The 24,564-nt window shown below is 71.2% G+C and carries 13 protein-coding genes; 8 read left to right on the top strand and 5 right to left on the bottom strand.

What is annotated here, in order from left to right:
* Positions 1-37: 37 nt before the first annotated feature.
* Complete coding sequence (locus VF632_RS15275) at positions 38-970, bottom strand: ADP-ribosylglycohydrolase family protein (RefSeq protein WP_331023780.1); 933 nt, start codon at positions 968-970, stop codon at positions 38-40.
* Positions 971-1,903: 933 nt separating this feature from the next.
* Between VF632_RS15275 and VF632_RS15270 the strand changes: the two genes are divergently transcribed.
* The 5 genes from VF632_RS15270 (at position 1,904) to VF632_RS15250 (ending at position 13,757) form a co-directional block, all read left to right on the top strand.
* A complete protein-coding gene (locus tag VF632_RS15270; RefSeq protein ID WP_331023779.1) occupies positions 1,904-3,889 on the top strand; it encodes a hypothetical protein in 1,986 nt (661 codons plus the stop codon).
* Positions 3,889-4,275: a hypothetical protein gene (locus tag VF632_RS15265; protein WP_331023778.1), complete on the top strand. Its 387-nt coding sequence runs from the start codon at positions 3,889-3,891 to the stop codon at positions 4,273-4,275. The genes VF632_RS15270 and VF632_RS15265 overlap by 1 nt, the downstream gene beginning before the upstream one ends.
* Entirely contained in the window at positions 4,272-10,997 is a 6,726-nt protein-coding gene (locus VF632_RS15260; protein ID WP_331023777.1) for a LamG-like jellyroll fold domain-containing protein, read from the top strand. Before VF632_RS15265 ends, VF632_RS15260 begins: the two co-directional genes overlap by 4 nt.
* A 211-nt stretch (positions 10,998-11,208) precedes the next feature.
* Positions 11,209-12,591, top strand: coding sequence for a DUF1800 domain-containing protein (locus VF632_RS15255; RefSeq protein WP_331023776.1), 1,383 nt, complete (start codon positions 11,209-11,211; stop codon positions 12,589-12,591).
* Positions 12,592-12,593: 2 nt separating this feature from the next.
* Positions 12,594-13,757: a DUF1501 domain-containing protein gene (locus VF632_RS15250; protein ID WP_331023775.1), complete on the top strand. Its 1,164-nt coding sequence runs from the start codon at positions 12,594-12,596 to the stop codon at positions 13,755-13,757.
* Here the strand turns inward: VF632_RS15250 and VF632_RS15245 are convergent.
* Entirely contained in the window at positions 13,754-14,170 is a 417-nt protein-coding gene (locus VF632_RS15245; RefSeq protein WP_331023774.1) for a hypothetical protein, read from the bottom strand. The genes VF632_RS15250 and VF632_RS15245 overlap by 4 nt on opposite strands.
* Positions 14,171-14,421: 251 nt before the next feature.
* Between VF632_RS15245 and VF632_RS15240 the strand changes: the two genes are divergently transcribed.
* Positions 14,422-16,353: a S41 family peptidase gene (locus VF632_RS15240; RefSeq protein ID WP_331023773.1), complete on the top strand. Its 1,932-nt coding sequence runs from the start codon at positions 14,422-14,424 to the stop codon at positions 16,351-16,353.
* 176 nt (positions 16,354-16,529) lie between these two features.
* On the top strand, positions 16,530-18,395 hold the full coding sequence (locus VF632_RS15235; RefSeq protein ID WP_331023772.1) for a M1 family aminopeptidase: 1,866 nt from the start codon (positions 16,530-16,532) through the stop codon (positions 18,393-18,395).
* Positions 18,396-18,670: 275 nt separating this feature from the next.
* Here the strand turns inward: VF632_RS15235 and VF632_RS15230 are convergent, their stop codons facing one another.
* The 3 genes from VF632_RS15230 to VF632_RS15220 are packed head-to-tail and all read right to left on the bottom strand — an operon-like array spanning position 18,671 to position 23,312.
* On the bottom strand, positions 18,671-20,125 hold the full coding sequence (locus VF632_RS15230) for a sensor histidine kinase (protein WP_331023771.1): 1,455 nt from the start codon (positions 20,123-20,125) through the stop codon (positions 18,671-18,673).
* Positions 20,122-20,526, bottom strand: coding sequence for a response regulator (locus tag VF632_RS15225; protein WP_331023770.1), 405 nt, complete (start codon positions 20,524-20,526; stop codon positions 20,122-20,124). The genes VF632_RS15230 and VF632_RS15225 overlap by 4 nt, the downstream gene beginning before the upstream one ends.
* A gap of 17 nt (positions 20,527-20,543) precedes the next feature.
* Positions 20,544-23,312 carry a response regulator gene (locus VF632_RS15220; protein WP_331023769.1) on the bottom strand — a complete coding sequence of 923 codons (2,769 nt, stop codon included), beginning with the start codon at positions 23,310-23,312 and terminating at the stop codon, positions 20,544-20,546.
* A 118-nt stretch (positions 23,313-23,430) separates the two neighbouring features.
* Here VF632_RS15220 and VF632_RS15215 point away from each other — a divergent pair, with 118 nt between their 5' ends.
* Entirely contained in the window at positions 23,431-24,030 is a 600-nt protein-coding gene (locus VF632_RS15215) for a TetR/AcrR family transcriptional regulator (RefSeq protein ID WP_331023768.1), read from the top strand.
* The last annotated feature ends 534 nt before the right edge of the window (positions 24,031-24,564 follow it).

Raw genomic sequence — 24,564 nt, 5'->3', positions numbered from 1 at the left:
CCGGCGCTGCTTCCCGCCGTGGGCGATGCCGCCTCCGTCAGCGGCCGTGCGGCGCCTCGGATCGTTCGAGCAGGGCCTCGGCGTACGACTCGATCAACTCGCGTTTTGCCAGCCGGGCCACCCACTCCGGCGGGATGCCGCTCGCGCCATAGTAGGCGCCGGCGAGCTGGCCGTAGATGGCCGCCGTCGTGTCTGCGTCGTCCCCCAGGTTGACGGCGAGCAGGCAGCCCTCGCGGAAGGATTGGGCACGATGGAACGCCCACAGCGCCGCTTCCAGCGAATGCACGACATATCCCGTTCCGGCGATCTCGGGCGGATTGCGGCGCTTGAAGCTCCCCGCCGCGATCTCCTCGATCTCAGGCGCCAGCGGACCCCCGGTCCAGTACCCGGGGGACAGCAGGTCGTCCTTCGTACGTCCGTCGATCGCCCCAACGAGCAGCGCACAGAAGTAGCGGCAGGCATCCACCGCGGTGCGCGCCTGGTGGGTGGTCCGCGAGCTGTCTCCCGCCCGCTGAACGGCGAGTTCCACGTTCCGCCGATAGAACATGGGCACCGGCGCCAGGCGCATCAGCGATCCGTTCCCCGCCTTCATGGGATCCGTGGAACCGCTGACCGGTTCCCCGGTCGACGCAAAGCGGTGCAGGGCCTCGGCCACCGTCATCCCGATGTCGAAGCAGCGCCCGGTGCTGCTGAGGTGGCCATCCCGGTGCCACCGCACGTAGCGCCGCATCTGGTCGCCCGGATCGAAGCCCCGGCACTCGATCAGGCTCTCGGCCAGGCACAGCGCCATCGACGTATCGTCGGTCCATTGCCCGGGCGCCAGGTCGAACGGTCCGCCCCCTACCATGTCGGTGACGGGAGCGAACGAACCCGGCGGCATGAACTCCACCGTCGTTCCCACCGCGTCGCCCACGGCAAGGCCGACGAGACAGCCGCGGAACCGGTCGGTCAGCTCACTAGTGTGCATCATCTTCAGCACCAGAAAGAGAGGTCCCGCAGAGGGCGCGGGCTGCGCCATGCCCGTTGATTCTGCTCCCAGCGGAGGTCATTATCAGCTGGCGTCCGAGATTCGAAGGCGTAACGGCTCGATCCGGATCCGTACGCCGTCCAGCGGCGGGTGAACCCGCGGCTGGGACAACGGAAAGCCCCGACACGTACCGAAGCGCGATCGAATTCTCCCTTTCCCCCGCTTGCGGGGGAGAGGGCCGGGGAGAGAGGGCTGCCAGAGGCATGCGCCGGGAACCGTCGAAACGCCCCTCACCCCGCCTCGCGTGCGCCGAACAGAAGGTATATTCCGCCGAACGGAAGGTGTACGATGTCGGATGAGATGCTTCGCCCGGGTGACTACCGGCCCGCGCCAGAGGACATCGAGCAGATGTTTGGCGGATTCGCGGCGGATCGCGCTCGGATGCGCGCCCGGCGTGCCGCGTACGAGGTGGTCCACACCCCCATCCGGACGGGCATCGACACGGGTGATCACAAGACCCTTGGTGCCGATACTCAGTCCCGACGCGAGACGACTCGTCAACCGTAGCGCGAAGATAGCCGGGCTACGACTGAGGTGATCTGTTCTCGAAACGGGGCCGTCCAAGCAAGGGATGGCCCCGCTTTCGTTACACGGAGCCCCTGCACTCGTGTTGCCGGCCGGCCGTGTACGCGGTAAGATGCCTCGCCCCTCCCATGCTCCTCCACCATCTCCCCCGCTTCCGGACCGTTTCCCTGAACTTCCGTGCGGTTCGTCAGCCGTCCCGGCGGACTTGCCCATCATTTCCCTGCCCACCCCTGACCCGGACCTGATCCCGCTCTCGCCCGGCACGCACCGCCGCTACAAATCGGCCACCGTGCAGTCGCTATCCAAACGCGCTCTCCCGATCGCCCCATCCACCCCGTTCCCGCGCAGCAAATGAAACTGAAGTGGCAGCCGATGGCCTTTTCCAGCGAGTGCGCTCCGTACGGACAGGCTCCCTTTCAGCCCCTGATGGTCAAGGAAAACGCCGTGGTCGTCGCCGGCGGGCCCTCCGCCCTGTTCCTGGTGAAGGTCGTCCAGGTTCCGTACCTGCTGAACACCATCGAGGCCCAGGTGCACATTGCCGGGTTCGCGGCGCACGGCGACGAGGTGTACGTGCAGGATGGCCCCGTGCTCAGTGGGTGGAGCCTGAAGACCGGGCGTGCGATCGCCGCCATCAACCTGGTGGACCCCAGCCGCCGGTGGGCGGCCGGCCGGGGCGAGCCGGACTGGGCCTGGCTGCACACCCTCCCTGAACAGGCGCGCGGGCAGCAGGATGCCCTGCGGCGCGCGCGCCGGGTGCTGGAGTGGGTGCAGCTGCTCGAGGGCGCCGAAGCGGAGCTGGCGGCCGGCGGATCGCCCGGGCCTCGTTCCGCGGACGAAACCGCGCGGCTCCAGCAGATGGTGGCGGACCTGAAGGAGCTGGTGGGCGCGCGGCGCGACCGGGCGCGGGGTGAACTTGCCGAGTGCGCCAGGGCGGCCGCCGGACTGATCTTTTCGCCACCCGTCGTCCGCTCGGAGCAGGTGGGCGCCAAGGGAGCCGCGCTGGTGTTTGCCCTGGGGCGCGACGGGACGCTCCATCCGCTCGACAGCACGCTCACCAGCATGCGCACGGCCCGGATGGACCGCGCCGTGCGGCCGTCGCTGGCCATGGCCGAGCTGGAAACGGACGCGCATGGCGACGAGTACGCGTGCCGCCTGTTCTACGTGACGGAGGACGGCACCGTCCGCCTGATCGACGGCGACGCGCTGCCCCCGAAGTCCCTGGCCGAGTGGCCGGGCCGCGGGCCGGCCTCGGCGGAGCCAGGGGTACGGCCCCGGCTGGAGTCGGGGCTGGTGTGGGGGAGCGCCGCCCTGGGCAGTGGCATCTTCGCGCTCCCCTTCGACCCGCCGGGCGAGGCGTCGCGCGTGACGCTGCCGCTGGACGGGGGTTGGCAGTGGCTGGAGCTGCGGCCCGATTACAACCTCGCGCTGGTATCGGGGGGCGGGGGCGCGCGGCTGATGGCGTATGGAAAGGGCGTCACGATCGTAGACCGCTGGCCGCAGCGCCCGCCGCGGGCCCCGTACTTCGCCACCTTCCTTCCGCAGGCCGATGGCACGCCTCCCCGGCCCCTGCTGGTGGTGGAGGTGGATCGCGAGGCGCAATCCACCGGGGTCGCGTACCGGCTGCTGGTGGCCAACACGGTCGACTCGCCGTACCGGTCGGAGTTCTTTCCGCCGCCGCCCGCCGTGCTGGTGGAAGGCGTGCTGGAGGGGTGGGGCCAGAGAGCCGCGCCGGCGCTCGTACGCACCCAGCCCTCGGTGTCGCGGCAGGATGCCTACGTGGTGGCGCGCGACCGCACCGGCCGCCAGCAGATCGCGGCGCTGCCCGACTCGTGGGCGGAGTACCGCGAGGCGATCACGCGCCAGTACGGCGGGATCGAGCAGGCCGGCGCCGCCCTGGGCGACCTGGCCCTGCCACCGCTCGCCGGAAGCGACGCCCTGTACTGCTATCCCCTCGGTGCATCGTTGACCAGCCACGACGCCGAACGGGCCAACCAGGTCGTCCAGGAGCTGCGCGACCTGGCCAACCCCGTGCGCCTGCGAATCTTCTTCAATCTGCTCAGGTACAACGAGCGGGGCCAGCAGTACGTCGACAAGCATCCCTATCTGCTAATGCTGCCGCTCAAGTCCACGACGGTGACCCTGCGTTTCGGAGGCGGCGGACAGGTGACGACGCGTACCGACGACAACGGCTGGGTCTACCTGCGCGCGGAGACGGCGGGTGAGCGGGTGGTGATGGATCCGGTCGTGGAGCCGAACTTCGAGGTCCAGGCCACCGAGTGCGTGCTCACGCGCACCGGCGAGAACGTCCTCAAACAACGCGTCAAGGTGCGTATCTGATGAATACTCATTCCCTCGGCTCCGATACCAGCCACGAGCCCGCAAACGCCAGCCACGCCGCGGAAGCGCATGCCGGCCCCGCGAACCCGGTGCGCCTGCGCATCTACTCGCAGATCATCAGGAAAACCGAATCGGACCAGGTGCGCCCCGCGCTGATGCTGCCGCTCCCCTCCACGACGGTGATCCTGCGGTTCGGGGGCGGCGGAGTGGTGACGACGCGCACCGACGGGAACGGATGGGTTTTCCTGCCGGCCGAAACGGCGGGTGAGCGGGTGGTGATGGATCCGCTGGTGGAACCCTTTTTGGAATTCGATGCCCCCGAGTGCGTGCTCGCGCCCACGGGTGAGAACGTCCTGAAGCAGCGCCTTACGGTGCAGGACAAATGAATACTCGCCCCCTTCCTACGCCGGAGCGCCTGCAGGAGTTCTGGCGCTTTTCGGGCTATGGCCCGCTCGCCTCGCAGCAGCCGCTGATCGCCGCCGGCGACCGCCTTCTGGGCGTGGCCGGCAGCACCCTCTTCGCCGTCGACATCTTCCGCGGCGACGAGCCCGTGCCCGACGCCCAGGTGCAGGTGCAGGGCTTTCCCTACAGCTTCCAGGTCGGTGGCGATCCGTACGTCACCGCGGCGGCGGGGGTGGTGTACTTCATGGACGGCGACGAGCTGATCGCCCTGCGCCTGAGCGACGGACTGCCGCTGCAGGTGCGGGACAAGGCGCGGGCCTGGAGCCCCTGGAAGCCGCCCATCCTCCAGGAGGTGAGCGGGCTGCTGGCGGCGGGCGACCGGGTGGTGGCCGTGCACCTGGCCGATACCGGCGCCACGATGGCGTCCGGCTTCGTCGCGGTGAACGGCGAGCGCGCGTTCGGGCCCATCGCCATCAGCGACCTGAGCCCCGGCGGCATCGGGTACGGCGACGGGGCCGTGTTCTTCGTGGCCGACGGGCGGCTTCACGCGGTGAACGTCGACTTCGGCGACCGGCGCTTCGAGCGGACGAACGGCGGCGTGGCCGGCGAACGGCTGGACCCGGCCGTCCATCCCAGGATCGCCGGCGAGGTGGTGGCCGCCGCCGGGACCGCGCTTCACCTTTTCGACGTCAGGACGGGCGCGGTGGTGTTCGCGCCGATCCCGCCGGCCACACCCGGGTGGATGTGGAGCACACCCGTGGTGGCGCGAAAGGGCGAGCTGCTGATCGCCAGCAACAGCGGCGAGGTGGTGGCGGTGAACACGCGGGACGGTTCGGTCGCGTGGCGCACCGCCCTCGCCGGCCCGCGCGAGCCGGCCCTGCTTCCCGGGCACGTGGTGGTGATCACCGACGGCGGACGGATGATGGCCACGCTTTCCCTGGCGGACGGCGAGGTGGAGCGGCGGATGCAGCTTCCCGAGCCCGCCCGCGGGCTTGCGCCGGTGGTGACCAACGAGACGGTGTTCATCCCCGACGCCCGCGGCTCCATCGAGGCGCGCGCCTTCGCCCGGCAGCACGCCGCGTACTTCGACGGCCGCACGTCGCGGATCGAGGTGCAGGCCGAGGAGCGGCAGTTCGACTTCGGCGGGGACGACTTCACCGTGGAAGCGTGGATCCGCTCCAGCGAGGGCGGCGAGATCGTTTCCAGCCACCCCACCGAGGCGAACTCCGGCTCGCACGGCTTTCGGCTGAACCTGGGCGAGAACGGCGAGCTGCGCGTGGCCATCGTCAGCGCCGACGCCAGGCGCGTGCACGCGGGCCGCACCCGGAGAACGCGCGCAAACGACGGCGAATGGCACCACGTGGCCCTGATCCGCCGCGCGGGCGCCCTCCTGGCCCTGCTCGACGGCAAGTCGCTGGACGTATTCTTTCGCGACGATTCGCAGGCGGGGCTGGCCATCGGCGGGAGCAGCGCGCTCACCATCGGCGCATACCGCCCCGCCCCGGGACGGGAAGCGAAGCACCACTTCCAGGGCTTGATCCGCGAGCTGCGCATCTGGGACCGTGCGCTCGACGTGGCCACGGTGCAGAACAACCGCCACGTGCAGCTTACGGGCACCGAGCCGCGGCTGAAGGGGCTGTGGTCGCTCGCCGAAGTTCACCCCCCCCTCGCCAAGCCGGATCCCAAGAAGCCGCGCATGGCCGCGGTCAGGAACGCCGTCGTGCGGCACGGCGCGCGGTCATCCTTCGTGGGCGCGGCGTCCACCCCGGCCGACCTGTCGCTGGACCGATCCGGGTTTCCCTACCTGCTTCACGAGGAAGCGGCCCAGTGGCCGTACGCCGGCACCTGGGCCGCGCGCGGCGAGCAGCCGGTGAGCACCGCCCCGGCCAGCACGAACAACGCGATTGCGTTCGCCACCGGCAACGCGCTGTACGGCGTGCGCCGGGCCGACGGGCGCAGGCTGTGGCAGATGGACCTGTCGCGCGGCGTTTCGGCGCCGGTAGCCGACGGATGGCGCTTCCTGGTGCTGACGGCGGAGGACGGCGTGCTGGAGGTGAACGCGATGACGGGCGAGAGCGCGCGCGTGGACGCCTTCGCCGGGTTGATGAAGGGCGGCGGCGGCCAGCTCGCGGCGCCCGCCGTGTCTCCCGGGTACATCGCCGCCGGCGCGCCCCACGGCGTGGTGAGGATCGTCGATCGCCAGGGCGCCGCGGCCGGCCTTCGAGAAGCCACCGTCCCCGCGCCCGTGCGCGAGCTGGCCTTCGAGGGGGACCGGCTGTTCGTGCTGTGCGGTGCCGACGACGCGCCGCGGATCGCCGTGATCGACCCCGACGACGCGCGGCGCACGCTCTTTCACGTGGGCGGCGAAGCCTTCGCGGCGGCCCGCGAGTGGCTCTTCTGCGTCCGCGACGGAAGGCCCACGCGGCTCACGCACTCCAACGTGGCCGCCGCGCAGGTGCAGGCGGCCGAGGCCGTTCCCGGCACCATCACCGGAATGGCCGCGGCGCTAGACCAGGACCTGCTCGTGGTGGCGACGGACCGGGGCGCCGTCCACGGCTTCGGCATCACCGACCTGGCGCCGCGCTGGACGGCCGCGCTCCCCCAGGGGCACGCGCCCGGATCGAACGCCGCCCGGCCGCCCACGTTCGATGCCGCCGGCCGCATCTGCTGCACGACGGCGTCGGGAACGGTCGCGGTGCTCCATCCCGCGACCGGCGCGCTCGAGGGGCTCTACCGCTCCGCCCAGCCGGCGGTCACGCCGCCGGTGCTCGGCGCGGGAACCGCGTACTACGGCTGCGCCGAGGCCGACGACCCCGGGGCGTCGCTGGACGGCGCGCTCCACAGCGTGGTGTTTGGCGAAACGACGGTGCTGCGGCTGGGGCTGGACGCGGCCGGCCGCCCCTCGGCCGAAACGCCGTACGCACGGGTGGAGATCGGCACGGTGGACATCGACCGGCACACCCTTCACCTGATGAACCCCGCCCGCAGCTGCGTGGAGGCGTGGGTGAACCTTCCGCCCGCCGTCCCCGGCTCTCCCCGCGCGCCCGGCGGCGGCGTGCTGGCCCTCTGCCCCACCCTGGCGGGCGGCTTCGACCTGAACCTTTCCATCGACGCCGACGGCACGCTGCGCTACGGCGCCCGCTCGCTGCAGCGGGGGGTGTGGACGGCGCTGCGCGCCGAGGCGCCCACCACCCTGGCAGACGGCCGCTGGCACCACGTGGCGGTTTCGCGCGACGGCGACGACCACGTGATCGTCTACGTCGACGGGCAGCCCCTGTCGGACGTGCTCACCACCCGGGCCGAGGATGCGCCCGCGAAGACGGTGGAGGGCATCCGCGCGTACCTGGGCGCCGGGGCGGGAGCGGAGCTGGAGTCGGTGGCTCCGTTCTGCGGCATGATCGCCGAGGTGCGGGTGTGGGACACCTTCCTGGAGCCGGCGGAAATCGCGTCGCGCATGCACGTGAAGCTGCGCGGCAGCGAGCCCGACCTGCTGGCGTACTGGAACTTCGACCGCCGGCACATCGACGACGAGGGACCCGAGCACCACCACGGCGAGCTCGTGGATACGGGCGAGCAGCCCGTCTGGTGGCTGACGGACCTGGCGTTCGAGAGGCCGCAGTACCCGTTCATCACCACCGTGGGAACGGTCCTGGCGCAAGGGGCCGGGCAGCCTCCCATGTACCAGGTGGAGTTCACGGTGCACCGGGCGGACGGATCCGGCATCCCCGGGCATCCGCTGGACCTGTGGTACGTCCGCCGCCGCGACGACGACCCGGTGGAGACGATGTTGGACGGTGAGCCCATCACCGGCGTGGTCGCCGTCGCGCAGCCGGAGCCCGGCGCCCCCTCGCCCGACGGCCGGCGGCGCGTGCACTCGCTGACCACCGGCGCCGACGGCAGCGCCACGCTGCTGGTGACGCCCCTGGACCAGGGGCACGCGCCCGCCATCGACCTGCGCGCCGGCTTCATGCCGCGCAACGAGCGCTTTCACGTGAACGTGCTGCTCGACAAGCAGGTGCTGGTGGCGCCCATCCCCCCGGCGCTGGTGGCGCAGAGCAAGCTGGTGCAGGACTACGCGTATTCCAGCGGCGGAACCATCAACGCCGACCGTGACCGTTCCACCTGGCGCACGGTGATCAGCGCGCTGAACGGCGACGGGTCGCTGCGCGTGGGCGAGCCGCTCTCGGTGTGGTGCGCCGAGCAGTGCACGGTAGACGTCGCCGGGCGCTCGTACGCCATCAATCCCGAAAACGCCGCCGAGCTGGTTACCGACAGCCAGGGCGAAGTGGCCATCGTGTTCGACGCGAGCGCGCTGACCGCCCCCTCGCTGATGGTGCGCGCCGGCTTCATGCACCGCAACGACCGCGTGGTGATTGCGCCCGACCAGGACCTTCACCGCACGCTGTCCACCGTCAGCGGCGCCGACCTTACCGAAAACAGGGTCACGCGGTGGACGCCGGGCATGGAGGAGGGCGAGGGCGAGGGCGAGCCGCTGCTGGCGGGCGACTACGCCGCGCACGCCGACAAGGTGGCCGACGCCATCGGCACGGTGATGGCCGCCGCCAAGCCCGCGGAGGCGGACGCGCAGGCGGCGCCTCGCGGCGGGGCGCCTCTGCTGCGTGCGCAGGCGCGCGGGCAGTCCGGGCGGCGGCTGCTCACCGCCGAGGTAGACCCCGAGCCCATGCGCCAGCCGGCGCGCGAGCCCGGAGGCGACCGCGTGGTGCTGCTGCGCACCATGGGGCGGGCGCCGGCCGTGGTGCCCGTGAACCCGGCCGGGGTGCGCGTCGCCCTCGCGCGGAACGCGGGCTTCGTTTTCGAGACGGTGACGGACGCGCACGGGACGCCGGCGGTTCGCTTCGAAATGCTGAAAACGCGGGCGCAGGTAGAGGACGAGCGTGGCGTGGCGACACCGGAGCCGCTGGTGCTGCGCGCCTGGTGGAACGACGTCTGGGACGTGATCGAGGACGTGGCGGTCGACGTCTACGACGGCGCCACGAAGATCGTCATCGCCGTGGCGGACCAGATCGAGGTAGCCATCCATACGCTGGTGGAGGGCGTAGTCAACATCGCCCACATCGTGGTGACCAGCGTTACCGAGGCCGTGAACGCCATCGCGGGCTTCTTCGAGCAGTTGGGCGTGCTGATCATGAAGGCCATCGAGTTCCTGCGCGCGCTCTTCAACTGGAAGGCCATCCTGCGCGCCAAGGACATCATCCAAAAGGTGTTCCTGGTGAGCATCGACAGCGCAAAGAGGGCCATGTCGCCCGCGCGGATCGAGGCGGCGCTGCTGCCGCTGGTGGGCGCGGGTTCCGTACGGCCACGGCCGGGAGGGCAGAGCATCGCGGCCACCAGCGCCGCGGCCGGCGAGCCCAACTCTCCCGCGCTGGACGAAGCGAAGGGCGTGCAGGGGCAGATGGTGATGCAGAAGTCCCGCGAAGGCGGCATCACCACCGCGGAGGCCCAGCTGCCCGAGGCCGCGGCGGGCGACGTGACGTTCGGTGACCTGGCCGGCAGGATTCCCTCACTGGTTTCCGGGCTGGTGGGCCTTTCGCCCGCCGACATGGTGAACCGCCTGCTGGATGCGGTAAAGGACGCGATGGACGCCGGCATCCGGACGTGCATCCGCGAGATGGCCGCCATGAGCGCCGCGGTGGTGGAGCTGGTGGACGCGGCGATGAAGCTGCTGCGGGCGGAGATCCACATTCCGTTCGTAAGCGAGCTGTACGAGTGGATCACGGGGTCGCGGCTTACCCTGCTGGACGTCATCTGCCTGGCGCTGGCGGTTCCGGTGCACCTGGCCCACCTCGCCGTCACCATGCGCACGTTCGCCGACGACAACCACGACCTGGACGAGCGCCTGAAGTCCGCCGAGCAGCGCGCGACGATGCCGCGGCTCCAGGCGCTCGCCCCGTCCCCCGCCGCGCGCCTGGACGACGTGCGCGAAGGCGTGGTCCTGCGGGGCGCCGCTCGCATCCCCAAGCGCATGGACACGACGGTGGAGCCGCTGATCATCGTGCTGCGTGCCATCAACATCGCGGCCGGAGTGGCGTCGGATGTCATTTTCACCGAGATGATGAGCGGAGGCGCGTTCGAAAGCGGTCAGGCGCGCACGCGGGGCCTGGCCAAGATGATCAAGGGCTCCACCGGAATCGCGACGTCCTTTCTGCTGCGCTTCCTGTCCACACCGGCGTGGGACGACCGGCTGGAGAGCGGCGTGACCCCCGAGGTGTGGGAAAAGTTGAAGCCCGAACCCTGGATGGCCAACACCATCCTGGTAGTGCAGAGCCTGGGCGACCTGATCACCTTCGGGGGGGGATTCAAGCAGGTGTGGGAGCCCTCCAGGGCCACCGCGGGCGGGATCGACAAGGTGGAGGCCGGTGTCGCGGTGGGCGCCATCTTCGTGTTCATCCTCGGCATTACGAAGCGGGCCGCGATGATGGACGACATGGTCAAGACGCTTGAAGACGCGGGCGCCAACGAGAACCTCGTGATCCAGGTAAAGCTCTTTGGGGTCCGTGACATCAGCATGCTGGTCGCCCGCCTGCCGTGGTTCATGTTCACCGAAACCGGCGCCGCCTTCATCCGCAGGGCGCCGGGTGCCGCGCAGGCGCTCTATTACGCGGCAACCGTTGCGCGGGGCAGCGCACAAGTCATTTCCCTGGGCACCCACGTGGGTTCGGTGTACCACTTCGGCCAGAAGCCCTGACCTGTGGCGGTGAACGCCGCGAGGCGTTGGCCGCGACTGATCTGATTTTGCGACGAGCGGGGCCGTCCCAGGCAGGGGATGGCCCCGCTCGTTCGTGCACGCGGGGCGCTCTCCCTCTAATCTCCAACGCATCGTCCCCGCCGGGTGTATATTCCGATACAGGCAGGTCGGCGTACGAGCGACCCTTCCGAACCCGCGGTGGACGAGGCAGATGGCGAGCGACGCGGCACTTCGGGCCCTGAACCGCTTCGGGCTCGGCGCGCGGGTGGGGGAACGGGCGCGCATCGGCGACGCGCGGGGATGGCTCCGCGCGCAGCTGCAGGGCGCGCCGCCGGAGCTGCCCGCGCCCGCCAGCGCCGTGCCCGCCGACATCGCGGCCGCGCTGCGCACCGTGGGGATGCGCGCCGTCTACAGCGAGGAGGTCCGGCAGCAGGCGCGCCGCCGGCTGGTGGGCATCGCCGAGGACGAGAGCCGGGCCGCGCTCACGCAGCGCGTTGCGAGCGAGCGCCCGTTCGTTGAGCGGCTGGTGGCGTTCTGGTCCAACCACCTGTGCGTGTCCGCCGGGGCCAAGCGGGTGGTGGCGCCGCTGGCGGGAGGCTACGAGCGCCAGGCGGTGCGCCCCCACGTCCTGGGCCGCTTCGAGGACATGGTGCTGGCCTCGGCGCGGCATCCCGCCATGCTCTTCTACCTCGACAACCACCAGTCCATCGGCCCGTCATCGCCCGCGGGCGGACGGGCCCGGCGCGGCGCGCGGCGCGGGCTGAACGAGAACTACGCCCGCGAGCTGCTGGAGCTCCACACGCTGGGGGTGGACGGCGGATACGCACAGGCGGACGTGGTGGAGCTCGCGCGCATCCTCACCGGGTGGACGGTCGCGGGGCTGTACGGCCCGGGAACCCGGCGCCCGGGCCGCGACGGCGACGCGCCCGGCCCGCTGCGCTTCGCGTTCCGTCCCGCGCAGCACGAGCCCGGCCCCAAGACGCTGCTGGGCCGGCGCTACCCCGAAGCCGGTGTGAACGAGGGAGAGCAGGCCATCCGCGCCCTCTGCCGCCACCCGTCCACGGCGACCTTCGTCGCCACCAAGCTGGTCGCACACTTCGTCGCCGACCAGCCGCCCCCGTCCGCGGTGGAGCGCGTCGCCGGCGTGTTCCGCGACAGCGAAGGCGACCTGCGCGCCGTCTCCACGGCGCTGGTGGAGCTGCCCGAGGCGTGGAGCGAGGGCACGCGCAAGTTCCGCACGCCGCAGGACTGGCTGGTGGCGGCCCTGCGCGCGCTCGGCGCGCCCGGAGCCGGCGAGAACCTGGCGGGCGCGCTGCGGCAGCTGCGGCACCCGCTCTGGTCGCCCGCGGCGCCCAAGGGGTTCGGCGACACCATGCAGGACTGGGCGGATCCCGACGCGCTCCTCAACCGCGCCGAGCTGGCGCGCACCCTCGGCCGCCGCATGGCCGGCGCCGGGCCGGACCCGCGCGCACTGGCGGAGGTGGTGGAGGCCCCCGCCGCCAACGCCATGCGCGCCATGCTTGCAGACAATCGCATCGCCCCGGCCGAGCGAATCGCGCTCGCCATCGCGGCGCCCGCGTTCCAGTGGAGGTAGCGATGGACCGTCGCGAGTTCCTGAAAACCATGTGCTCCGGCGGGATCGCCACGTTCGGCTTTCCCGTGGTGAGCTTCGCGCAGGTGCGGCAGAGCGGCAGGCTGGTGTTCGTGCTGCTGCGCGGCGGGTTCGACGGGCTGGCCGCCGTCGTCCCCTACGGCGACCCGGCGTACGAGGGGCTGCGGGGGCCGCTGGCCTTTCAGGACGGCGACCTGGTGCCGCTGACGCCCGTGTTCGGCCTGGCGCCGGGGCTGGCGCCGCTGCGCGAGTTCTGGGACCGGGGCGAGATGGTGGCGCTTCACGCCATCGCCATCCCCTACCGCACCCGCAGCCACTTCGACGGGCAGGCCATCCTCGAAACGGGGCTCGACCGGCCGGTGGGCGCGTCGGACGGCTGGCTCAACCGGCTGCTGCAGATCATGCCGGGGGAGCGCTCGGGGATCGCCATCGCCTCGGGAATGCCGCGGTCCATGGCCGGCGCGCACGAGGTGCAGACCTGGTCGCCCACGCAGCTGGGCGCGGTGACCGACGAGTACCTGGACCGCCTGGCAGTGCTGTACCGCGCGGACGGCACGCTGCACAACCGCTTCGAGGCGGCGCTTCAGCAGCAGGAGCTGGTGGGCGAGGAGGAGATGGCCGGCGCCGGCGCGCGGCGCGGGGGCGTGACGCCGCTGCTGCGGTCGGCCGCGCGCATCCTGCGGCAGAGCACGGGGCCCAACGTGGCGGCGGTGGAGTTCAGCGGGTGGGACACGCACGCCAACCAGGGGCTGGCGGGCGGGGCGCTGGACCGCCTGCTCGGGCAGCTGGCGGAGGGGCTGGTGGCGTTCCGCGCCGAGATGCAGGACGCCTGGGCGGACACGACCGTGGTGGTGATGACGGAGTTCGGCCGCACGGCGCGTCCCAATGGCTCGCGCGGAACGGACCATGGGACGGCGGGGGCGGGATTCCTGATCGGACCCAAGGTTGCGCGCTCCGCCGTCCTCGCCGACTGGCCGGGGCTGGGCGACACGGCCCTGTACGAGGGACGCGACCTGCGCCCCACGCTCGACACCCGCGCGGTGCTCAAGGCCGCCGTCGCCGGCACCTTCGACCTCACGGCCGCGCAGGCCGACCGCATCTTTCCGGGATCGGAAGGGGTGCGGGGCCGCTACGAGCTGATGCGCTAGCCCGCCGGACGGCTGCCCGTTCCGGGCCGGATCGCCAGCGTTTCTACGAGCACGCCCTCGCTGGGATCGTATTCCTTCACCCGCAGGGCCGAGCCGTTGGTCCACTCCACCACGATGCGGGTGGGTGCGCGCTCCACCGCGGCGGCTTCGTAGGGCGGCCAGCCCGGGCCCACCAGGCGGTCCCCTTCAACCAGATCGGACGCCTGCTTTACGCGCCGGACGCGCTCGGCCGAATCCGCCGGGCTCACCACGACGGCCACACCCGGCGGAAACTCGTCCCAGCGCCGCTCCTCTCCGCAACGCCAAAGGACCTGCATCATCCCGTCCTGCATTTCGGCCGCCTCCACCACCCAGCGCTGGCCGTTCCGCTCCTGCGTATCGCCGGGGCGGAGGTGTTCCGAATTCCTGATCATCCACGCGTACCGTTGACGGGCTTCATCACGCGGCCGTCCGCCGCCGCCTCACGCTACGGCCGAAATGTGGTGCCGTGCAATCCCTGTCCATTTAACGCCGCTTTGGCCTTGGGTCTCGGGCCCGCCATCCGGCGACCGTGCGGCCCGGTCGGGGGCGCGGATGGCCGGTTGGGCGACCGGGAATTGCGCGCGGCGCGAGGGCACGCCACAGTTGGCGCACCTGGCTGTTGCCCTGCACCCCATTCGAGCGAATGATCAACCTTCTCCGTCGCCCTCTGATTCCGCTGCTCCTGGCCACGTGCGCGCTGGCGACCGCCACAGCCGCATGTTCATCCACCGTGCGGGCGGGGACCCCCTCCGCCGCGGCATCGATCCCGGCCGGGTCGTGGCTGTTCACGCTTCGCCCGGCCGGTGGAGGCGAGATGGTGGTGAGGCTGGCGGTGGAGCCGGCGGGCACGGGAGGCTGGCAGGCATTCTCACGTCCCGGCGCTGCGGGCGAGCTGGCGGGGTGGCCCCGCGCGACCGTGGGGCGCCTTCTGGGAAAGCTCCCGCCGCGCGGCGCCCTGGTGCGGGTGGAGAGTGGAACCGCCACTTCGCGGGGTGGGCAGGTGATGGTGACGGGGAGAATGGTCGCGCTCAGCCTTGGAGAGCGTACCCTTTCCGGCGTTCTGGCCGACGGGCGCATGCGCGGCGAGCTGCGGCGCACCTCGGGCTCGCCGGCGGGGACGTTCGAGGCCGTTCCCGCCGCCGACCTGCGCCCGGTGCGCGACTACCCCGCGCTTGCGGCGCGCATGCGCAGCGCCATCGCGGCGGGGATTTACGATCCCGAGCTGCTCAACCGGCCCGAGTGGCGCTCCTTCTTCCGCGAACTGGACGCGCGCTTCGCATCGGTGCCCGACGACGTGCACGCGATGGCGGTGTTCTACGCGCTGCTGCCGCGGCTTCACATGTCGCATCTGGAGCTGTTCCGCGACCCGCGCATCGCCGCCACCCCGCTCGACTCGCTGCTCACCGAGAACCGCAACCCCGACGCGCTGGTCAGCCTCTCCTTTCCCGCGCCCGGGGTGGCGCGGCTGCGCGTAACGAGGTGGTCCGGGGTGACGGCGGCGGTGGACCGGGCTTTCGTGCGCATCGACTCGGCCGCCCCGCACACGCTGATCCTGGACATCCGTGGCAACCGGGGCGGCGACGTGAGCTCCATGTCTCCCCTGGCGCACCTGGTGCGCGATCGCGTGGACGGGGGGGTGTTCCTGGGACCGGGCTGGTACCGCACCCACCGCGGGCGTCCCACCCCTGCCGAACTCGCGGCCATTCCCGTCCTCTCGGGTGGAGACGCCCGGTCGGTGACCTACGGGGTTCGCCAGCACGGGGCGCTACGGGGCGTGGTGCCGCCCCGGTCGCCGCACTTCGGCGGCCGCGTGTTCCTGCTGGTGGATGAGACCTCCGGGAGTGCCTCCGAGCCCCTGGCACACCTCCTGAAGACGACCGGGCGGGCCACGCTGGTGGGAGAGCGGACCGGGGGTGGCATGCTCTCGGCGCCCCCGCACCCCGTGGGAGACGGGTGGGTGATGATCTTTCCGGAGGCGGACTACTTTGCCGCGGACGGCACGCGGCTGGAGGGGAACGGGGTGAGGCCGCACGTCGCGGTTGCTTCCGACCGCGCGCTCACCACCGTCGCGGAGCGCATCCGGGCGGAGCAGCCATACGCGGGGGCCCTGCTGCTGGGCACGGCGCACCAGGAGGCGAACCGGCTTCCCGAGGCGGAGCGGTGGTTCGGAGAGGCATCGCGGCTGGCGCCGGACAGCGTGGCTCCGCTGCGCGGCCTTGCCTTCGTGCACGGGGCGGGACAGCGGTGGGACGCGGCGTTCACGGTGGGGGACCGGATGCTTGCGCGCGACTCCGGAGACGTCGCCGCGCTCTACCACGTGGGGCGGATGGCCGCGCTCTCCGGCCAGCGTCTCGAGAGCGGCGCACGAGCTCTGCGCGCCTACCTCGCCCGCCCTCGCCGCGCCGATCTCCCCTCCCACGCCGCGGCCCACTGGCGCTTGGGAATGATCATGGAGGCGAGCGGCGACTTCGCCGCCGCGCGGGGCGAATACGAATCGGCACTCCGCCTGGAGCCGGAACACGCCGACGCGCGGGCCGCCCTGCGCGCCCTGAACGACCGTGCCGGTCCGTCATGAGCGACGCAGAACACGTGTCCATCCCAACCGCCCCGACGTATACCCCGCTACGCGCGGCTTGCCGAGAGGGCCGGGCCGCGGTCTCCCTGACGGCCCGCGTGGTGCGGGTGGGAATGCTGCCTGGCCACGGTCCGGCATGCGCGTCGGCAGCGGCATTCCTTTCGGCGTAAGACCCGGTGACCTTGCATTACAACCTTCACATACCACCGCTCCACCAGGCGCGCAGTCCTCGGGTGCTCGCCCGCGTGCTCTCGCTGTGGGCAGCCCTCGGCATCGCTGGATGCGTTCACGGCGGGAGGGCCGACGAGCCGCCCGCGGCGCCCGGTGAACTGGTCGCGGCGCGGTCGGACCGGGTACCTCCGTACGACGTGGAGCGATACGATGCCTCGCTCCGGGTGTTTCCAGGCGAGCGCTCGATTGCCGGAGAGGTGGAGATCCTGCTGCGGACACGCGATCCCGCTGTCCGCAGGATCACGCTCGAGGCGCGAGGCCTCCGGATCACACAGGTGCTGGCGGCCGGCTCGCCGGCGGAGTACGTCCACGAAGGACCAGAGCTGCACGTGGCCGTTCCGGCTGCCGCGGGCCGGGGGGCTTTCCCCGTGCGGATCACCTACGATGGCCGGCCGGAGCGGGGGATGGTGTTCGGACCGGGACGCGTACACACCGCGTTCAATACGGGATCATGGATGGTTTCCAATCCGTGGCCGGGAGACAAGGCGGCGCTCCGCCTGGAGGTGACCCTGCCGTCCGAACTCCAGGCCGTGTCCGGCGGCCGGCTGCTCCGGCGTGACGAGCTGGCGGGCGGGCTGCACCGCTACGTGTGGGAGCAGGCATCGCCCATGAGCAGCTACCTCTTCGGGTTCGCCGCCGCCCGGTTCGCGGAAAGCCGTGCGGAGGGGCACCCGGTGGCGCTGGGCTACTACGGCGTGGGATTCACTCCGGCGGAGCTGGACCGGGTGTTCCAGGCGACGGGCCCGGCCCTGGCGTTCTTCACCCGGGCCGCCGGCGCCCCTTATCCCGGCAGCCGCTACCTGCAGGTGCTGATGCCCGGCGCGGGCGCCCAGGAACTGGTGGAGATGTCCATCATGGACACCGCCTACGGCCGCGCGGTGCTCCGGGATTCCACGGAGGACCACCTCGTTGCGCACGAGCTTGCCCACGCCTGGTGGGGCAACGCGCTGACGGCCGGAGACTGGACGGATTTCTGGCTCAACGAGGGGATCACCACCTTCATGGTGGCCGCGTACAAGGAACGCAGGTGGGGGCGAGACGCGTACGAGCGGGAGATCATCCTGGCCCGCGGCCGGTACGAGCGGGCACTGCAGGCCGGCCGCCGTGCCGTGCGCCACGCCGGGTGGACGGTGCCCTCCGACGCAGGCGGCCCCATCACCTACAGCGGCGGCGCCCTGTTCATGCACCTGCTGCGGTCGGAACTGGGCGACGACGCGTTCTGGCGCGGGTTCCGCGACTACACGCGGGCGGGGCTCGCGACGGGAGTGGTGCGGACCGAAGACCTTCAGCGCGCCATGGAGCGCCACGGCGGCCGCAGCCTCGGCGCCCTTTTCGCGGCCTGGCTGGACTCGCCCGACCCGCCACCGGTCGTAGCGCGGCACGAGGTGGGGGATGGCCGCGTTCGCGTCTTTCTGCGGAGCGATGCGGCCGTCACGGTCGTCGTGGCGGTGGAGTCGGGCGGCACCCGCACGCGTCGGCGGGTGAAGGCCGGCCCGCGCGAGCAGGCCGTGGACTTCGCGATCCCGGGCGAAGTGACCTCGGTGCGGGTGGACGAGGACTTCGCGCTGCCACGGCGGCCCGTTCACCCTCGGTCGGTGCCGATGCTGGTGCACCAGCTGGCCCGCGAGCCCGACGCACCCGGCCGCGCCGAAGCGTTGGCGGCGCTCTCCGGTCAATGCGCGCCAGCGAGCGTGGACCCGGAATGCGCCGAGGCCGTTCCCGCGGTTCAGCGCGCCGCGCGTGACGACCCGGCGCCCGCGGTGCGGCAGCTCGCCGCACGGTGGCTCGCGGAACGCCCGGGGGGGCGGTAGGCGCGCGGCATCGGCGCCGGAAAGGTGAACCCGCGGCTGGAACAGCGGAAAGCCCCGACCCGGGCCGCTGGCGCAGTCCATTCGGGGCTTCACCTGCACCCACGCCGAACGTACCGAAGCGCGCTCGAATCCTCCCTCTCCCCCGCTTGCGGGGGAGAGGGTCGGGGAGAGAGGGCGGTCGGGGGCCTGCGCCGGGAACAGTCGAAACGCCCTATCCCGCCTCGCGTCCGTCCAACAGGGGGTGCGGGGCCGCTGCGACCTGCGCTGACCCGCGCTCAGCCGGTGCGGGGAAGGTGCACGGTGAACGTGGTGCCGCCCGCGTCCGAAGCCACCTCGATGGTCCCCGCGTGGGCGTGCACGATGCGCTCGGCGATGTACAGCCCCAGCCCCAGGCTGCCGGACGGGCCGCTGGCGGCGCTGGACGTGGATTCGCGCGGCTTCATGGGGTGAAAGATGTTCTTCAGCTGCTCGGGGGGGATGGCGGGCCCGCGGTTGTGCACCGCCACGGTGATCTCCTCGTCCCGCCCGCCTACGGTGACGGTGACGGGCGTGCCCTCGGAGCCGTGCTCCAGCGCGTTGCCCACCAGGTTGCCCAGCACCTGGGCGATCCGCGCCGCGTCCCACTCGCCCCGCTCCTCGCCGCGTGCGTGCACCTCGATGGGCCGCTCCGGGTGAAGCGCGGCAAGCTCGTCCACCACTTCGTGCACCACCTTGCCCATGCTCACGTCGCCGCGGACGATGGGAATTCCCCCGCCCAGCCGGCTCCGCGTAAAGTCCAGCAGGTCGCCCACCATGTGCACCATGCGGGTGGAGCTGCTGGCGATGCGCCCCATGAGCGTCAGGTGGGGCTCGGCGAGCTCGCCCGTGTCGAGCATGAAGCGGGCGGAGGTGAACACCACCCCCAGCGGCGTGCGCAGGTCGTGCCCCAGGATGGCCAGGAACATCTCCTTGGAGTTGTCGAGCTCCTCGGTGTAGCGCGAGACTGACTCCGCCAGCGACTGGTCCACCGCCTCGTTGAACCGCGTGAGGTCGTCCACGTCGGCGGGGGTGAGCTCGCCGTGGGCCTTGGTCCACAGCCGGATGACGCTGGCGCGCAGTGCGCGGTACTCGGAAACCATCTGCTCGATGGTGAACCCGCTCCCGGCCCGGTCGGCGCCGTGCTCCTCGGCCGCGGTGGCCGCCGAGGCCTCGGCCGCGGGCGCATTCCCCTTGGACTTTTCCGACTGCTCGTCCCCGCCCTGCTCCGTGCCCAGGTCGGCGGCGATCACCTTCAGCATCTCGGCGGCGTGGTCGCGCAGCGCCACGATGTCCATCCCGCCGCTGGCCGGCGTGCACGTGCGTGCGAACGCCTCCCACTCGGCCAGGATGGACTCGGTGTTGTCGAGGATGAACCGCGCCAGCGGCACGCGCACCGCGCCGGAACCTGGCTCGGCGGTTTTTTTGGCCTCGATGGGCTCCGTGGACTCGGCGGCGGGATCGGCTTCGGCGACGGGCGCGGCCGGGCGGACCCCGAAGAAGTTGTCCTCGATCAGCCGCAGCATGCGGTAGCCCGCCGCCTTCACCTTCTGAAGGTCGGGCGCCAGGCTCTTCCCCTCGCCATCCTCCGCGCGCTCCACCAGCAGCTCGGCGTAGCCGATGATCTGGCCCAGCGGCGTGCGCAGGTCGTGGATCAGCCCGGGCGGCAGCGCGTGCCGGGGCGCGTCGTCGGCGCGGCGGGCGGGGGCCGTCACGCCCGCGGCTCCGCTCCCGAAGGCGCCAGCGCGCCCGCCCTGCCCAGCAGCGCCTCGATCTTCCCCAGCAGCCGCGGCAGCTCCACCGGCTTGGTGTCGTAGTCGTCGCAGCCGGCCTCCATGGCCTTGCCGCGGTCGCTGGACATGGCGTGGGCGGTCAGGGCGATCACGGGAATCCCGCGCGTGGCTGCATCGGCCTTCAGCCGGCGGGTGGCCTCCCAGCCGTCCATCACGGGAAGGCTCATGTCCATCAGCACCAGGTCGGGGCCTTGGGTGCGGGCCATCTCCACCCCGCTTTCCCCGTCCACCGCCAGCACCACGAGGTAGCCCTTGCGCTCCAGCCGCCGCGACAGCATGTCGCGGTTCATCTCGTTGTCTTCCACCAGGAGGATCTTGGTCATAGCATCGTCAAGAGCGCTCACGCGGGAACCGCGCGCCGCTCTTCCTTTCTCGTGATCATGGGGCGCTGGGCGCCGTTGTCGCCCAGCAGGTCGCGAACGCGGTGCAGCAGCCCCTGGGGCTCGTCGCCCACCTTCTGGACGATGGTCTGCACGTAGCCGTTCAGCCGCTGCCGCTCGCCGTTGCTCAGGTCGTGCGACGTCACGACCACGATGGGAACCCCGCGCCACTCCGGGCGGCTGCGCACCTCTTCGGTGAACTCGAAGCCGTCCATCTCCGGCATCATCAGGTCCAGCAGGATCAGCCGGGGACGCGCCTCTTCCATCACCACCAGCGCCTCGCGCCCGTTGGCCGCCTCCGTCACCTTCCACCCCTCCGCCTGTAGCATGCCCCTCATCAGGGCGCGGGTGGCCTCGTCGTTGTCCACCACCAGCACGGCGCAGGGGCCATCGGTGCAGGTGTACTTCTTCAGCAGGCGCGAAAGCCGCCGGCGGTCCACCGGCTTGGTGGCGAACTCGGCGGCGCCCAGCGAAAAGCCCCGGTTGGGGTCGTCGACCATGGTCAGCATCACCACGGGGATGTGGCGCAGCGCCGGCTCGGACTTCAGCGCGGTGAGCACGCTCCAGCCGTCCATCCCGGGCATCATCACGTCCAGGGTGATGGCCGCCGGCTGCATCTCGCGGGCCAGCCGCAGTCCCTCCTCGCCATCGCTGGCCACCAAAACGCGGTAGCCTTCCTTGCCCAGGAACTGCTGCATCAGGTCGCGCTGCACCGCGTCGTCGTCGATCACCAGCACGCAGCTGGCGTCGGCGGGGAGCGAATCCAGGATGGCCGGCCCGGCGCCGTCCACCGAGCCCAGCGCGGGCGCGGCCACCGGGCCGGGGTCGGCGCCGATGACCAGGGCGGGAAGCTTGATGGTGAACACGCTTCCCACGCCGGGCTCGCTGCTGACGGTGACGTCGCCGCCCATCATCTGGCTGTAGCGCCGGGTGAGCGCCAGCCCCAGCCCCGTGCCGCCGAACTTGCGCGTGGTGCTGGCGTCGGCCTGGGTGAAGTCCTGGAACAGCTTCACGATCTGCTCCGACGTCATGCCGATCCCCGTGTCCGTCACCCGGCAGACGATCCACTCGCGCCCATCCATCCGCTCGCGCCGGGCGTCGACGGTGATGGTGCCCGACTGGGTGAACTTCACCGCGTTGGAAAGCAGGTTGAACATCCCCTGCCTCACCTTCACCTGGTCGGCGTGCATGAAGCCCAGCCCCGGGGCGATGGCCAGGTTCAGCGTGTTCGAGTTGGCCTGCACCAGCGGCTGGATGGTGGAAGACACCTCTTCGATGAGCGCGCCCACCTCGAAGTCTTCCAGGAACAGCTCCATCTTGCCCGCCTCGATCTTGGACAGGTCCAGGATGTCGTTGATCAGCGCCAGCAGGTGCTTGCCCGCCGTGCCGATCTTCTGCAGGTCGGCGGCGAACTCCGTCAATTCGCGCTCCTCGGCCTCTTCGAAAAGCATCTCCGAGTAGCCCAGGATGGCGTTCAGCGGGGTGCGCAGCTCGTGGCTCATGTTGGCCAGGAACAGGCTCTTGGTGCGGTTGGCCGTCTCGGCCGCCTCGCGCGCCATCCCCACCTCTTCCTCGGCGCGCCGACGCTCGGTGACGTCTTCCAGCCCCAGCACGAGGAGCTCGCCGTGGTGCCCCGCCTGCAGCCGGCGCGCGTTCAGCAGCATCACCCGGCGCCCGATGTCGGGAAAGTCGTGCTCCAGCTCGAAGTCGTTGAAGACGGAGCTGGCGGGGATGATGTCTTCCAGCAGGGTGCGCAGCGCGGGGATGTCCCACTGGCCGTTGCCCAGCTCGTAGATCAGCCGCGTCTCGGTCTCGTCGGCCGACACCTCGAAGGTCTGGTAGAAGGCGCGGTTGGCGCTGTGCACACGCAGGTCGGGGTCCAAAATCAGCAGCGGCTTGCGCACCGTGTCGACGATGTCCTGGGCGTACGTCTCGATGGCCTGCAGGTCGGCCTCCGCCCGGCGGCGCTCGGTGACGTCCTCCATGGCCAGCACCACCAGCTCGGCGTGGCTCGACGCGCGCAGCTTGCGGGCGTTCAGCAGCATCACCCGCCGGCCGATGGTGGGAAAGGTGTGCTCCAGCTCGAAGTCGTTGAACACCGAACTGGTGGCCATCACCTCGTCGAGCAGGGTGCGCAGGTCGGGGATGTCCCACTGGCCGTTGCCCAACTGGTAGATCAGCCGGTTCTCGGTTTCCTCCGGCGACACCTCGAAGGTGTGGTAGAAGGCCCCGTTGGCGCTGTGCACGCGAAGCTCGGGATCCAGAATCAGCAGCGGCTCGCGCACCGTGTCGACGATGTCGCGGGCATAGGTTTCGATGGCCTTCAGGTCGGCCTCGGCGCTGCGGCGCTCCGTGACGTCTTCCATGGCGAGCACCACCAGCTCGGCGTGGCTTCCGGCGCGCAGCTTGCGCGCGTTCAGCAGCATCACCCGCCGGCCGATGGTGGGAAAGGTGTGCTCCAGCTCGAAGTCGTTGAACACCGAGCTGGTCTTCATCACGTCGTCCAGTAGCCCGCGCAGGTCGGGGATGTCCCACTGGCCGTTGCCCAGCTCGTAGATCAGCCGGTCCTCCGTCTCCTCTTCCGAGACGCGGAACGTCTGGTAGAAGGCCCGGTTGGCGCTCCGCACCCGCAGCATGGCGTCCAGGATCAGCAGCGGCTCCCGCACCGTGTCGACGATGTCCTGCGCGTACGCCTCCAGCTCCGCCCCACGTGGCTTCCGTCTCAGCATCCGGCCCTCTTCTCTCGTTTCGGAACACCGGACGGAGTGTATTGACCAACCGGTAAATTCAAGCTAACGTATATCTACCAAACGGTCAATAAAATTCCTGGGACAGACGGGGGGAGAGATGCCGGGGAAGCGGGCTTCGGAAGACGTGCGGCGCGAGCAGATCCTGCGGGCGGCGTTCGAGGTGGCGGTGCGCGACGGCATCGGCGGGCTGACCATCCGGGCGGTGGCGGCCGAGGCGGAGCTCAGCCACGCGCTGGTGCTCTTTCACTTTCAGCGCAAGGAGCGGCTGGTTCACGAGCTGCTCGACTGGCTGATCGCCACCACGCCGGTGTTTCGCGTTCCGCTGGAGGTGGCCGACCTTCCCCACGCCATGGACCGGCTGGACGCGGTGCTGCGGCAGGAGATGGAGCGGCTTGCGCGCGAGCCCCGGCACACGCGGCTGTTCCTGGAGTTCTGGGCGATGGGCGCGCGCGACGACGCCATCCGGGTGCGCATCAGCGCCGAGCTGGAGCGCTACCGGCGGGCGTTCCACGCCATCATGGAGGCGCTGCTGCGGGCGGAGCCGGCGGCGTTCCCGGGTGCTACCGCCGACGGGCTGGCGGCGATGGCGGTGAGCTGGATTCACGGGTGCGCCGTGCAGGCCATGATCGACCCGGAGCACTTCGACACCGGCGAGTACCTGGCGGCCGTGCGCGGGATCGTGGGCCAGCGGGGGTGATCCGGGGATGAGCGGGGGGTGAGCGGGGCGGGCCCCTGTCATCCCGACGGAGCGGCCCCATCGGACCTGCCCATCCGCCGTACTCGGCAGCGACCGAGGGATCCGCCACACACTCCGGACGCGCCGCACGGTCCTCCTCACACGAGAACAGGCCAGTCCGCGCAGGCGGACTTCGTGTGGTTGTTGCAGCGAATTCATTCGCCCGTGCAGGCCTTCTCGGCGGGTTTGGCTGGACTCGGCGTGGACGACGGGCGCCCCCCATCCCCAGCCCTTCCCCCGCAAACTGCGCGGGGGAAGGGAGCCAGTGCCGCGCGCTTCGATGGCTGTCGATGCGCTGGCGGAGGGTGATGGCGGGTGTGGGGCGCTTCGATGGTTCCGGCGCAGTCCCCGGCTGCCCTCTCCCCCCGGCCCCCTCTCCCGCAAGCGGGCTACCCATTACCCACATCTCTGATAGGGGTGTCAGGGCCGAAATACAAGGCGCAGTCTGCAAAAATGCCGTGGGAGCGTAGGTTTGAGGCCGCGTCAAACCCGTCG

Source organism: Longimicrobium sp. (assembly GCF_036388275.1).
In the GTDB taxonomy this organism is placed as follows: domain Bacteria; phylum Gemmatimonadota; class Gemmatimonadetes; order Longimicrobiales; family Longimicrobiaceae; genus Longimicrobium.
This window is presented reverse-complemented; position numbering and strand designations above follow the sequence as displayed.